The sequence below is a fragment of the Vibrio brasiliensis LMG 20546 genome (genome assembly GCF_000189255.1).
In the GTDB taxonomy this organism is placed as follows: domain Bacteria; phylum Pseudomonadota; class Gammaproteobacteria; order Enterobacterales; family Vibrionaceae; genus Vibrio; species Vibrio brasiliensis.
Genome location: NZ_AEVS01000004.1, coordinates 1 through 13630, shown reverse-complemented (window position 1 = coordinate 13630; position 13630 = coordinate 1). Strand labels below are relative to the sequence as shown.

12 protein-coding genes are annotated in these 13630 nt (G+C 44.7%); all 12 read right to left on the bottom strand.

All coding sequences use genetic code 11. The features are described from left to right. Position 1: 1 nt before the first annotated feature. The gene (gene tssH, locus RH46_RS00525; protein ID WP_006877430.1) at positions 2-2608 is read right to left on the bottom strand and encodes a type VI secretion system ATPase TssH; all 2607 of its coding nucleotides are present in this window, start codon (positions 2606-2608) and stop codon (positions 2-4) included. A 29-nt stretch (positions 2609-2637) separates the two neighbouring features. Beyond that, positions 2638-3411, bottom strand: a complete 774-nt coding sequence (gene icmH / locus RH46_RS00520) for a type IVB secretion system protein IcmH/DotU (RefSeq protein WP_006877429.1) — start codon at positions 3409-3411, stop codon at positions 2638-2640. A gap of 3 nt (positions 3412-3414) precedes the next feature. Beyond that, positions 3415-4749, bottom strand: coding sequence for a type VI secretion system baseplate subunit TssK (tssK, locus tag RH46_RS00515; protein WP_006877428.1), 1335 nt, complete (start codon positions 4747-4749; stop codon positions 3415-3417). A gap of 5 nt (positions 4750-4754) precedes the next feature. Further along, positions 4755-5234 carry a type VI secretion system lipoprotein TssJ gene (tssJ, locus tag RH46_RS00510; RefSeq protein WP_071985889.1) on the bottom strand — a complete coding sequence of 160 codons (480 nt, stop codon included), beginning with the start codon at positions 5232-5234 and terminating at the stop codon, positions 4755-4757. A 2-nt stretch (positions 5235-5236) separates the two neighbouring features. Beyond that, complete coding sequence (tagH, locus tag RH46_RS00505; RefSeq protein ID WP_006877426.1) at positions 5237-6721, bottom strand: type VI secretion system-associated FHA domain protein TagH; 1485 nt, start codon at positions 6719-6721, stop codon at positions 5237-5239. Positions 6722-6723: 2 nt separating this feature from the next. Then, positions 6724-7740: a type VI secretion system baseplate subunit TssG gene (tssG, locus tag RH46_RS00500; protein ID WP_040894734.1), complete on the bottom strand. Its 1017-nt coding sequence runs from the start codon at positions 7738-7740 to the stop codon at positions 6724-6726. After that, entirely contained in the window at positions 7704-9473 is a 1770-nt protein-coding gene (tssF, locus tag RH46_RS00495; RefSeq protein WP_006877424.1) for a type VI secretion system baseplate subunit TssF, read from the bottom strand. Before tssF ends, tssG begins: the two co-directional genes overlap by 37 nt. Positions 9474-9478: 5 nt before the next feature. Then, entirely contained in the window at positions 9479-9916 is a 438-nt protein-coding gene (tssE, locus tag RH46_RS00490; protein WP_006877423.1) for a type VI secretion system baseplate subunit TssE, read from the bottom strand. Positions 9917-9921: 5 nt separating this feature from the next. Then, positions 9922-11397, bottom strand: coding sequence for a type VI secretion system contractile sheath large subunit (gene tssC / locus RH46_RS00485; protein WP_174263829.1), 1476 nt, complete (start codon positions 11395-11397; stop codon positions 9922-9924). Positions 11398-11446: 49 nt separating this feature from the next. After that, a complete protein-coding gene (tssB, locus tag RH46_RS00480) occupies positions 11447-11944 on the bottom strand; it encodes a type VI secretion system contractile sheath small subunit (protein WP_006877421.1) in 498 nt (165 codons plus the stop codon). A 300-nt stretch (positions 11945-12244) separates the two neighbouring features. Then, positions 12245-13279, bottom strand: a complete 1035-nt coding sequence (locus RH46_RS00475; protein ID WP_006877420.1) for a hypothetical protein — start codon at positions 13277-13279, stop codon at positions 12245-12247. Between the two features lie 99 nt (positions 13280-13378). Beyond that, a partial coding sequence (locus RH46_RS22390) for a hypothetical protein (RefSeq protein ID WP_006877419.1) occupies positions 13379-13630 on the bottom strand: 252 nt, incomplete at its 5' end.

Genomic DNA, 13630 nt, shown 5'->3' with positions numbered 1-13630 from the left:
ACTACTCAACCTCACCGATAAACTCGCCATCTTGTGCCGCTAAGTAGATTCGCGTAACCGGTTTTTGCTCTGAAAGCTTGTTGAGTAAAGCGAGTGAGATTGGTGGAAGCAATTGACCTTCGATAATCGCTTCTAGCATACGCGCGCCATTTTCAGATCGTGTTGCACGAGACAAGATCTCATCAATCAATGAATCTTCGATAACGACTTCTGCGTCATAGCGTTCACTAAACAGATTTTCCAGACGAACTAGCTTACCGCGAACAATTTGTTCCAGTACTTCTGGGCTAAGTGGCATGTAAGGCACCACTTCCATACGAGCAAGCAAGGCTGGCTTAAAGAATGCAGCCAACTCAGGGTAAAGTGCGTCATCAAGCTGCTCTAACTTGTCAGCGTGATCAACAATCGTTTGGAAACCTAGATTAGACGTCAGGAAGAACACAATGTTTTGGCAGTCAATCAGGCGACCTTCGCCATCGGCAAGTTCACCTTTATCAAACGCCTGGTAAAACAGGTTAAGTACTTCTGGGTGCGCTTTTTCCACTTCATCAAGCAGAACAACAGAGTATGGCATCTTACGAATAGCTTCGGTCAGAACACCACCCTCGCCGTAACCGACATAGCCTGGAGGAGAACCAATCAGACGCGATACAGTATGCTTCTCCTGATACTCGGACATATTAATTGTCGTCAGGAACTGTTTACCGCCATATAGGCTTTCAGCAAGTTGAACAACCGTCTCTGTTTTACCTACACCACTCGGTCCCACAAGTAGGAAAGCACCTTTCGGACGACCTGGTCGACGTAGATCTGCACGCGCCGTCAGAAGATGTTTATGCACACGTTTGATCGCCACATCCTGACCTTTAATTTTTTGGCCAAGAATAGAGGTAAGGTGGGTGATCTTGTGCAGCTCATCGCTGTTCATCTGATCGACAGGTACACCAGTCCAATCAGCAATCACCTCAGCGACTTGCTGAGCATCAACTTGAGGATAAATCAAACGACCATCATGAGGGATAGACTCTAACTCTTGATACTTAACACGGATTTGCGCAAGGATGTCATCGCGCTGTTCATCGCTAAGAGGCTCTTCATCATCATTGACTTCATTCAGAGCAGCTCTAAGTTCAATAATCGCTTCAACTAACTGCTTTTGCTGTTGCCACTGCTCTGTCAGGCGGTCGCGTTCTTGCTCGTCAGCAGCTTCTTCTGTTTTGAGCTCGTCAAGTCTTTGCTGATTAACGTCTTTACCCAGTAGCTGGGCACGTTCAAGCATATCAATTTCAAGCTGACGTTGATGACAAGCCGTTTCGATAAATGCCAAACGCTTTGGCGGCGCAGTGAGGTTGATAGCAATACGCGCACACGCTGTATCGAGAACATCAATTGCTTTATCCGGCAGTTGTCTGCCTGAAATGTAACGTGCTGATAGCTCGGCGGCCGCTTTCAGAGCATCGTCAGTAATAAGCACATCATGGGTTTTCTCGTAAACCGAGTTCAGTCCACGCAGAATATCTACCGCTTGTTCTACGCTTGGTTCATCCAGCTTAACCAGTTGGAAACGACGAGTTAGTGCAGGGTCTTTCTCAAAGTACTTCTTGTACTCTTTCCATGTTGTAGCAGCAATGGTTGATAGTTCACCACGAGCCAGAGCAGGTTTAAGCAGGTTCGCTGCATCACCACCACCCTCTTGGTTGCCAGCACCAATCAGGGTATGCGCTTCATCGATAAATAGAATGATAGGCTTAGGAGAATGCTTAATAGCATCAATCACGCCTTTAAGGCGCTTCTCAAATTCACCTTTTACTGATGCTCCAGCCTGAAGTAAACCTAAGTCTAAAGAATATAGTTCAACACCTTGCAGTGGCAGCGGTACCGAGCCCGCAACGACACGAAGCGCTAAACCTTCAATCATAGCGCTCTTACCAACACCTGCGTCACCAACGACTATTGGGTTGTTTTTGCGGCGACGGCAGAGAATATCAATCATCAAGTTGATTTCACTTTCGCGGCACAGAACCGGATCAAGCTCATTTTGGCGTGCTTGCTCTGTTACGTTAGTGCAGTATTTCTCAAGAACAGACGTATCTGTGTTTTGAGCAACAGCGCCTTTTGGTTGTTCTGCAACTTGCGTTTCTGAAGAGTCTGACAAAATCACATCAAAGTGCTTTTTCAAACTTTCACGATTAACCACATCCAATAAGCGAACCAGCTTCTGATCCATGTAACGATCTGCACGAGTTAACGCTGCCAGTAAGATCGCACCCGATCGAAGCTCTGTCTGGTTCAAGTCCGTAGTGGAAAGTAACCATGCTTCTTGAAGTAGCTCGACAAGTAATGGGGAAAACGCTGGGTAGCTATCTAAATACTGGTCGCGTACAAAACTGCTGGATATAGCTTGTTTAACATCATCAACCGCTAAATCAGACTGTTTAAGTATCACGCGAATATCTGAAAGTGGATTGTCTAAAAGAACCTCAAGGTAGTGTTCAAATGTAATCTCACTGTGTTGGCGTTCAATACAAACGGTCGCTGCTTGTTCTAGGGCAAGCTTGCTCTGTTGATTTAATTTCGAAATTAGTGTCGGTAGTTCAATACGTATCACGGCAATCACCTAGCCTTTAATTATTCTAGTTATAAGATTTGTTTTAATTGTTCGATTACGTCACTGGTTTTGACGTGTAACAGGTAGCTATAACCAAGGAAGGTTCCCCCCCAAAGTATTATGAAACCCGCGAAAATCGACCACAGTGGGATTTGTTTACTTAGCTTGTACTTTGAACGCACGACGTGTTCGGTCGCGCTGGTCAGGTGAGAGATATCCACCTCCTGCCCCTGATTGATCAGTTTGTGTAGCTGAGCGATGACTTTCTCTCGCTCCAGCTTTCCTGACTCAATCACTCGGTACTTACCTTCGAAACCTAACACCAAACATTGATAGATAAATTCAAGCAGCGGCTTATATTGCTGAGGCTCAGCTTCAAGTCTCTTGAGAATGGTAAACACCTTCTCGCCGCCCCAGGTTTCATTGTGAAAGCGTGACAGCATGGAGTGTTCGGCCCATACGGTCGAAGAGCCCCATTCGGTTCCCATCACTGCTTCGTCAAGGAAAGTACACAAGATGTAGCGGTAAGCCATCAAGACCGCGTGTTCAAAGCCTTGCTCAGTCAGCTCAATTTCGATTGTCTTGATTTCTTCAATGGTCTGCGTGTAAATGGCTTCGATATTTTCGCATTCAGATAACTGTCGCACTCGCAGGGATAAGCCCAGAAGTGGCGTCGCTGCATCAATCAGAGGGTTTGATAAGCTCCCTCTGAGTTGAAACCAGTAATCTTGGTCCTGGTTAATTTTTTCGACATCATCGAACAGTAAGTTGCTGAACTTACCCTCTTTCTTATTCACATCCATCGATTAACTCCTAATTGCCCAGAACTGCAGGTCAAGCTCTTCAAACGCAGCTGCCACGTGGAAAGCGAAACCACTAGAATGCGTTAGCATCTCCCACTCACTGCTCGACTTATCAAGTTGGTAATAGGTGTAACCTGCGTGGTATGGCAGTTGTCGTGGAGCTACCGGCAATACCACTAGTGGAATACCCGGCAACTGCAGAGAAATAAGCTCACGTATTTTTTCAACCGAAGAGACTTTGGTTTGTTGAGTAAACTGACGACGCAGTTCATCCATAGGCATACGAGCTTTAACCGCAATAATGAAATCAGCGGTATCCATTAGCTGAGGATCCTGAATCGCTGCAACCATTAAGCCGTACTTACGCTTGTCTAGTTGAATAGCAACAGCTCTTGGCTCCAGTACCACACTGAGCGATTGACGCAGATTGCGAATCAGAGGCCAGAAGGATTCGGTTGGCATATCATGGTTGTAGCTAATGGACTTCGGCGGCAAACGGCTTTCGTCAGTAAAGGTAGCCAGCTCACCAGCAATCGTGGAGAGACATTCAAACAGACGCTCAGGATGGAGGCTTCTCAGCTCAGCCAGGTGTTGTATCTGAGGCTGTAGGCGGTTTAACGCCTGCAAAAGCATAAAGTCAGACACATCCGCTACACCACCTTGAGATGGGGAGCTGATACGCTGAGCAATGTTCTTCGCTCGCTCACGCATTAAGCCAGATATCTCGTTAACAAAACGGTGCAATGCCAGATTGCCAACTACGTTAAGGTGGCAAGGAATAAAGTCAGGATCCATGACCACACTGCCATCAGGTCGCTTCTCTAATATGCGGCCCACAGCCATAGAGGCATAAGCGCTTCGGTCTTCTTTTTCTAACATCAGCTGGATTCGCATTGGCGAAACGTCGATGGTTGTCATGTCTCCTTGCACGGTATGAACATCTCGAACCTCAAGGCGACGGCTTTCATAGCGTCCGGTTCCTTGCGCATCTGGCCAGTTGATTTCCATCAGCGACTCACTACGTAAAGGAATCGCAATATAAACCAACTGGTTAGCCAATGAAGCATCGTCGATTTCTAACGCATCTGGCAGAGTATCTTCTTGCGGAATACGGAAAGCCGTTCCATCAGGCATAATGCCAACAGCTCGCTCAATCGCGATACGACCAAACGATAGATACTCGGGATTAAGAGAAAACTCCGATACGCCATACAAATATCGGCTAACAGAACTCAAACGTTCGTCGATGTAGTATTCCGTGTAGCGCTGCTGTTGCTGGAAATGTTGTGGCTTGATGAACAAACCCTCATTCCAAATAACACGATTTCGTGAAAACATCTTCTCTATTCCACCTTTTCCAACTTGACGTCGTATTCACTAAGAAGCATCAGCAAGTGATACTCTCGGCCTTTATTTAATACTTTGACGGCCTTCTTCCATTCACTCAGTTCGATATCAGAAAACTTCGCCATAACCCCGATATAGTTAGTCTCTTCATCAACTTCGATTTCGTTGACGAATTTGAACTGGCCGGGGATCAAAACGTAGTCGTAACTTTTAACAAAGTTACTTTTCAGCGCTTTCTCATAGTCTTCTTCCATCTGGTCATAGCTAGATGACATGAACATCGAGTCATCCACCAGTTCAAATACTTGTATCTCCACCGGAGAAGCCTGCCCCAAAATGCTCGGGTTAACTTCATCTTGCGCGACAATGCTAAAAGTAACTTTGGTCGGCAATTGAGTGGGATCATAAGGTGGCGGTTCACTGCTACAGCCAATGAGAAACATCGAGAAAACGCATATCCATAGCAAATTTCTCACGTTTAAAACTCCAGCTGTTTCTCACGGATTTTCTTGTCGTAAGCCTGCTCAAAGATCTCCCAGAACAGCTTTTCAAATCCTTGCTGGCGATGTGAAGTGAGTTCCTGGTAGTAGTTGCAGTACATCTTCCACGCCCACTCATCATTGTTTTGAGCAACATCCTGATGTGAACGCTTGTAGTTTTGGAATCGACGCAGCAAGACTTGTGGAGAAAATGCACCCAGGATCTGCGTTAACGCTTCTCCGGTCGCATGTTGCATCGCTTCGTTGTGCGCCTGAACGTTTTTTAGGCTCTCTTCAATGGCTGCTGGAGCCGAAAGGTGCACCGCACTCTTCTCTGAGTCATATAGAGTTCGAATTGTCTCTTGGTATGACAAACCCAGACGCAGTGGGTTATCTTCAATAGGTTGTAGGTTTCTGTTTAACGTACCGAAACGTCCTTCACTCACTTGTTGGTGAAGATCCAAAATACCTTGAATACACGCTTGTAACGATTCACCCATCTCCTGAGACAGCATGTGCATACGCTCGATGTCGTCGGTATGATTTAAATTTGCACCTAGCCCATTAAGCATTGGCCCCGTTAGCAAGTGGCCACCAGTCATCGCAGGGCTTTTCACTGCTGTCTGCTCAGGTTGAATACTTTTTGCTACTTCTTCCTCTAGCAAATCTAGTGTTTGCTCATCCATTTGAAAGCCCTCTGAATCGTTGTTAGTAGTTGTTAGTTGAGACTCAAGCTGTGATGCTCGGTCTGATTTGAATCTTGGTTGTTCTGTTGTCGAACTTTGCTGCTTAGACTGCTTTTTGCCGCCAAACCCAAAGCTAAGAATTCTTTTCAGCGACATCGAAGATGAAATCTCATTGTCGCTGTCAGCTTGCACCGTGAAGTTAGGATCTCTTAGAGTCAGATCGTCTTCGGGAACAAGTCTTTGCGTATCAAGTTCCTCTGATGCATCAACAATTTCGCCATCAATCAAAGACTCTTCTTCATTAGTCGTCATCAGCTCATCCAATGCGGCGAGTGGATCTGCATTTTCAACTTGTTGTTTTTTCTCGTCTTCAGCGATATCCAGCGTGTCATCCGAAAGCAGGTCGTCAGTGGTCGTTTCGAACAAGCTTGTTAAGGAGCCAGCACTGCTGTCATCCTCTAAATCTCCCAAAGCAACACGTACTTTGTAGGGACCTATCTGAATTTGATCTTTGTGGACCAATTTCGCCAGCGAACCTTTACCGATCGGCATTTCAGTACCATTGATATAGGTCTCACCACATAAATCTCTCAGGCAGAATGCGCCATCGAACATAACGATTTCACAATGCTGCGGATGAACATGACCATTCGCGTCTTTAAGCATCCATTTAGATGCAGATGACGAACCGATCAGGCCTCCGTTTTGGTCCCAATCCATTAGCGCAGACAAGCCCGACTCAAGCTTCTGAGCATTAATAACTAAAAGGTTTAATTTGAGTATTTCAGTAGTTTCCATGTTTACTGCCTTACCTGAATGAGTACGCTTTTATCTTTTTCGTTGGTTCCAAGGAACGAAGTCCAGCCGAGCGCAATATCCGCAGAACTGCCTAAAACAAAATCCGGCGCTTCGTTATCGTCCATCGTGAGCTCTAGGTCATAAGCCATTTGCTCACGTAAAATTAGCTCGACCAATTTACACAGAGGGTCGAACTCTTGACCTGAAGGTAAAAAATCAGAGAACTTGCTTCTCGATAACTGCCTGATACAAATAGTGAACTTACCATTACAGTCAACGACTGACTCTCCCACCATTGAGGTCACACCGAGCTGAGAGTTTGCCTCTCCCACACGAGTTTGCTGCGAAGGGTCAATTCTTACCGTACGTCTTGTCCATTGCCTGATTTCCACTTCTTCGAGATCAAAACAGTGGGCAATGATCCCCGACACCACTTGAGGAGAGCGACTGCGTCCAGCAAGGGTTCCGGAATAAGCCAGCATCTTGCACCAGTTAATTGGTGTATCCCCTCTCAGGTCTGGTGAACCTAAGCCGACCAATGAAAGCAGTTGTGCTGAGAAGTCATCTTGAGCATCCGGCTGGAAGCGCACAAAGTAGCGATATTTCCGCCAGATGCGATAAACCAGGTTGATCAATCGATTATTGAAGAAATCAAAAAATGGCTGTTTGAAACCACCAGGTTCTTCATTTAACAATTGCTCTACCACGTACCCGGGAAGCGGTGACTGCGCGCCAGACAAACCAAAGAAATTGGTCATCATTACCATTCTCTCGTCGTCAAGCTGATCAAGACGGTTAACATCCGACGGAGAAAAACCTAAGCTGGTGTTGGCACTGAACACCAACCTACATTGGCGCTCCCACTCATCGTCTTCTGGGTTCATCTCATTAAGTTTTTGCAGCAACTCAACAAGCTGATAGAAATTGTATTCATGGACCTTACTTGGCAGTGCAACCGCTTCAGGCTGCTCTGCTGATTCCACTAAATCAGTGGTTGCATCCCTGCCTGAGTACCCCATGTGTACCTCTCTTGATTGGTGACATTGACCACGTTTAATTCATGGAATGAGTTAATGCTTGCGTACAAGGCAAAGAAATGGCTTAACACTGTGCCAAACAGGAACAAGTCACCTTCTGAACCAAAGCCAGCCTGATTAATCTGCAGGGTTGATTGAAGACCACGAACTGGTAACCCTCGCAAAATCTTATCTACCGGTTTCGACTCAATTTTTTGAATCGCTTCTAATCGCTGTCTAGATACTCTTTCTGCCTGCCTATCGACCAAAGCTTTGAAATCGTAAGCTCTCAATACGCTGCTAAGGGCGTCTTTTGATAGCAACGACAAGTAGTTCAGTGACAAGTTAGAGATTAATGTCCACAGTAAGCTGCCATCTAAAACAGGACGTAGCGATTGTGAAGGCACGGAAATATTGGCAAACGTCGCAAACGGTGGCGATGTATCCGTTGGCTCGCAAATGTCTCCGACGCCCAAGTCTAGTGGAAGCAGTCGGTTGGTACAGTTCAACTTAATTGAGACCGCTTCATCGACATCAAAAGATGTTGTTTCATCGCTACGAACAAAAGAGATAAATGTCTCGAATCCATCACCACGAATACTCTCTTTCACTCGTGCACGATAATAAAGAGCGGTTCTATTTCTCACCCTTTCCACTTCATGCTGGAAGCTCTCGAATGAGGAGTAAACACGCTTAGTACCGCGGATTCGTTTTCCTTTTGAGGTGGTATCTTGCCATCCAGAAACACTTTCAATGTTGAACACTTCATAGTGAGAAGGCTTACGGCTCGAAGGTAAAACCCGATATTCCGACTGGCGACCAGTAAGGGAGATAGGGTCCGCATCGTGTTCAAACAGATTAATGATCGGAGTGCAGTAAAGCTGGAAATTCTCTTTCGTTACTCTTACGTCGACAGGAAGCGTCTTGGCAAAATGAAGTTTAAGAGTGAACTGCCCTGTCACGCTTTTTGGGATCGCTTTATCCAGACCGGTTAAGTCAAAGAAATGGAATGCCTCAGAAAAAGACAGGTACTCCTGTAATATCCGGTAACCTTCGTAAACGTTGGTCGGATATGGCAACAAAGCATCTTCACTATCAAAGCCTACTGTTTTGAAATTACCTGGAGCGAGTGGGAACTCGGTACCATTCACATCAATGCTGACCTTATCGAGATAATGATTTAGCCATAGATAAAGCATTTGAGAACTGTATTTGTCTCCTCCGAGATAGAAACGGAGACTATCGAGTAATGAACTACCTACGTTAATATCGCCCTGCAGCTCTAATGCTAGATCAATGGTGGTCGCTTCACGAGTGTGCTGCGCTTTTACGTCATTGAGACCCAGTGGATACAGCTTTACTTCACGACAGGTTTGGAAGTGGCATTTGGTTCCAAACACAGGTTTACTATCTACTTTCGTACCCTTAGCAATGACCTGTTTTTCACTTACGCTTTTGTCTGGAGTGAAGGCTAAAATACTCATACTCGGAATAGGCCTCAGATAGTTCGGCCACAACATATTGATCATCGAGTGAGTCAGTTCAGGGAACTCATCCTCTACTTTCTCTCTTAGTCTCGCGGTCAGAAAAGCAAAGCCCTCTAATAGACGCTCCACATCAGGGTCCATCGTTCTGCCGTGAAGAAAGCGAGAAAGCTGCGGGTGAATTTCGGTAAATTCTTGCCCTTGCTCTCGTAAAAAAGCCAGTTCCTCTCTGAAGTACTTATCTTGAGTCATAATCCCTAAATCACTCGATATTTTCTGTTTTGATCTAGTAGCAAACTAAACTGAACACGATCATGAATCGCTTCACTGTTGATCTGCGCTGTAATTTTGAATTGCAACGACAGAGGGCTATAGCTATCGGTTTGAGAAACAACTTCTACGTTCTTTAGCCTTGGCTCAAAGTTGTTTAGACAATCCTGTATAGCAAGGTTGACCTTAAGAGAAAGATCGAGGGTATCTAAAGTCGCGTCGTTAAAATCGATCAGACCTAACTCCCGCGAACTTTGAGCGCCTCCAACGCGAGTGTTAAGAATCCTGGATACGTTGAGCTTAATAGACCTCAGCACATCACTGGGATCTGGCCCTTGAGTTAAAGAGACGTTTTCAGAGTTGGCTTCTAAGCGTTCAAAGAAGCCAACACCAAACGTACTTTCTTCTGGTGCAAAGTACGTCATATCAATTAAGCCTGATCTAAACGACCAACCAGAGACAGCTCGAAGTTCGCACCCATGTACTTGAAGTGAGGACGTACAGAAAGCGAAACCTGGTACCAACCTGGGTTTCCTTCAACGTCAGCAACTTCAATCTTCGCAGCGCGAAGTGGGCGACGACTACGTACGTCTGCCGGCGGGTTCTCCTGATCAGCCACGTACTGTTTAATCCAGGTATTTAGCTCTCGCTCTAGATCCTGACGCTCTTTCCAAGAACCAATTTGCTCACGCTGTAGAACTTTAATGTAGTGAGCTAAGCGGTTGATGATCATCATGTAAGGCAACTGAGTACCAAGCTTGTAGTTGGTCTCGGCTTCTTTACCTTCTTTAGTGTTAGGGAAGATCTTTGGCTTCTGGATAGAGTTTGCAGAGAAGAACGCTGCATTATCGCTGCCTTTACGCATCGTCAATGCAATAAAGCCTTCTTCAGCTAATTCAAACTCTTTACGGTCAGTGATTAACACTTCCGTTGGGATCTTAGCTTGCAGTGCACCCATTGACTCAAATACATGCACTGGCAAATCTTCAACTGCGCCGCCGCTTTGAGGACCAATGATGTTTGGACACCAGCGGTATTTCGCAAAGCTGTCCGTCAGACGTGTAGCAAACGCAAATGCAGTATTACCCCACAAATAATGTTCGTGAGACTCCGCAACACTCTCTGAGTAGTTAAATGATTTAATTGGGTTTTCTGTTGGGTCGTAAGGTACACGTAAAAGGAAGCGTGGTGCTGTTAGACCGAGGTAACGTGCATCTTCAGACTCACGTAGTGAACGCCACTTAGTGTATTTAGGGCTTTCGAAGATAGATTTAACATCTTTAATGTTTGGTAGTTCTTCAAACGAATCAATGCCGAAGAACTCAGGTCCAACGCTTGAAATAAACGGAGCATGAGCCATAGCACCTAGTGCACCCATGTATTGAAGAAGCTTCATATCAGGCGTTGAAGGCGTAAATGCAAAGTTACCAACAATTGCACCTGTAGGCTCGCCACCAAACTGGCCATAACCTGAAGAGTAGACGTGCTTATATAGACCGGATTGTGTTGTTTCTGGAGCAAACTCAAAGTCTTCAAGTAGCTCTTCTTTTGTTACGTGTAGCAGGTCAATCTTGTTGTTTTCACCAAAATCAGTGCGGTCAACAAGCAGCTTAAGACCACGCCAAGAAGATTCCATTTGTTGGAACTTGCTATCGTGCAGAATTTCATCCATCTGCGCACTGATCTTTTTATCTAGCTCTACCAGCATTTGGTCAACTAGAGACTTGTTTACTGCTTCTTCAGCTTGTTCAGAACCAATTAAGTTTTCGATGAAAGCTGCTACGCCTTTCTTTGCAATATCGTAGCCATCTTCACTTGGCGCAATTTTCGTCTGCGCCATGATTTCATCCAGTAAGCCGCCTTCAGCCAGCTGGGGTCTTTCAAGTACCGTTTCTGTAGACATCAGGTATTCCCTAATCCATTAAATGACGAATGTTATTGGTCAGTATTTTGTTCTATTTAGCGTCTTCACTGACGAGATTTAGCTCTTGTAGAAGCTTGTCGCGAGAATCTTGCGAGTGCAGCAACTCTTGCAGGCGATCGCGGAAAGCCGGAATATTGCCAAGTGGGCCTTTTAACGCCACCAAAGCTTCTCGAAGTTCAATCAGCTTCTTAAGTTCTGGAACCTGATCCGCAACTGAATCCGGCGCAAAGTCAGATAAAGAGTTAAAACGCAACTCAATAGGTAACTCTGCATTTTCATCTTCAGTAAGTTTGCTTTTCACTGAAGTCGACAGACTCAACTCACTTTCACGCATCACGGATTCAAAGTTGTTCTTATCAACTGAAACGGTACTACGCTCTTCGACAGGGGTTTCTTCGGTGTGGCCTTTAAAGTCACCCACCACCAATGTTTTTAGTGGAAGTTCAACTTCAGCCTGAGCATCGCCGGTAGCAGGAATATACTTAATATTAATCCGCTCTTTAGGAGCAACGCTTCCTTCCTTAGACATAATCAAAGTTCTCCGATAGTAAATTTAAATGGGACGGTGTTTATATTGACAATAAAGTCACCTACCCATTACCCGCGAAGATATAGGTTAAATAACATTACTATCAAATATAATTCTATGTTTCTATACAGCTACTCAAGCGAACAATCTCATCAAAAAAAAGACATATTCCCTTGAATTAAGATCACAACCAATAATTTAAACAATGTAGTACGGCGTACTTATATAATTCACACAAATGAACATATATTAGCTATGATTAAAATTACCGGATGATATCCATAGTTAATAATTTATTAATTAATAACTACTCCAAAGATAGTCATAGTGGTAGAAGTACGGGACTTCGGACGCTTCATCTTTCAATGCCTCAGAATGAGGAAGTTGAACGTCTGCAATTTTATCCACTGTCTCTTTATAGTTCGTTTCTGCTTGTCGATAAACGCTGGCTAGCCTGTCCTGTCCGGCATTTTCTAAGTAAAGTTCAAAGTATGCCTTTGCTTTTATCAGGTCTGGTTCGACAAAGCTGTATCTAGGGCTGTTCCCACTATAGATATTGCCTAACGTAACCAAAGAGGTAATGTCTCCGAGAATCAGACCCGTTTCCCTCCACTCCAAGGCCTCTTCAAACTTTCCTTTAGACTCAAGGATCGCTGTGTATCTCTTGACCGCCGGTATATAACCAGAGGCAGCAGCATGTAAGTATCGATTCGTTGACTGAGCGATTCGTTCGCTATCGAAGAAGTAGTCTCCTTCACCATTCTCTAGCCGTTGAGCGCTTGCCATATAAGCGCTAGGTATATCGAACTCCATCGCCTTATCTAAGTAATAGTCTGACAGAGTTGCATCTGAAGAATGAAAATATTCTGATAAATGCAAATAAGCTAAACCTGGAGATTTAGCGCCCAAATCAATCAGGCTATTGTAGTATTCACTCTTATATTTATTGCGTTTCGCTGCACTTAACCAGTCTCCGTAACGATATAAATACTTGAGAGCTGGTCTACTTCCACCTTCGGCGGCTTTAATCAAGTAGTCTCGCGCGTATCCGGTCGCACGAGCCGTATCGTGGTAGCCCATCGTTTCCATTGCGTAGGCATAAGCTCCATCCGGGTAGTCGTTGTCAGCAGAATACTTAAGGTACTCTCTCGCTTCTAAATTCCGAAACTGAGCCCGGAGCAGCTTGCCATATTGATAAGCATCAGCTGCAGACATCTTCTCGACATCGTAGTTTTCACTTGCAAATGCACTTGGGCTTAAAGCCAAAGCAATTAGAGCAAAGGAACGTAATTTAAACAGGGCTGACACCACTACCACCTTGCGAAATACCTTCATAACCACCCGGTTTCCTTACTCTTGTATCGTAGTCGGCTCACAATAAAAATTACCGTACCGGAACCTGCATATACAGGTATTGGTGGAAATTCATCATGCTCAGCTTCTGGTAATCCTGCAATAATTACAGCGACCAAAAAACCTCACAATTAATAGATTTATAAACAATTGCTTATTGATAAATATTACAGAACGGACAGCTATAAAATATCCATCAACAGTAATATTTATACACGTTAGTTTAATTTTTCCTAATTCTAGGCAATTGGCCATCTGTAAATCAAGCAATTTCTTGCCCAGAACAAAATCGATAATAAACTCATTAGTGACTGATAAAACAATAAATAATAC

Excerpts from the sequence above, each read along its gene's own strand:
- icmH (WP_006877429.1), bottom strand. The coding sequence starts at position 3,411 with ATGGATGTGAATAAGAAAGAGGGTAAGTTCAGCAACTTACTGTTCGAT.
- tssK (WP_006877428.1), bottom strand. The coding sequence starts at position 4,749 with ATGTTTTCACGAAATCGTGTTATTTGGAATGAGGGTTTGTTCATCAAG.
- tagH (WP_006877426.1), bottom strand. The coding sequence starts at position 6,721 with ATGGAAACTACTGAAATACTCAAATTAAACCTTTTAGTTATTAATGCT.
- tssG (WP_040894734.1), bottom strand. The coding sequence starts at position 7,740 with ATGGGGTACTCAGGCAGGGATGCAACCACTGATTTAGTGGAATCAGCA.
- tssF (WP_006877424.1), bottom strand. The coding sequence starts at position 9,473 with ATGACTCAAGATAAGTACTTCAGAGAGGAACTGGCTTTTTTACGAGAG.
- tssE (WP_006877423.1), bottom strand. The coding sequence starts at position 9,916 with ATGACGTACTTTGCACCAGAAGAAAGTACGTTTGGTGTTGGCTTCTTT.
- tssB (WP_006877421.1), bottom strand. The coding sequence starts at position 11,944 with ATGTCTAAGGAAGGAAGCGTTGCTCCTAAAGAGCGGATTAATATTAAG.
- RH46_RS00475 (WP_006877420.1), bottom strand. The coding sequence starts at position 13,279 with ATGAAGGTATTTCGCAAGGTGGTAGTGGTGTCAGCCCTGTTTAAATTA.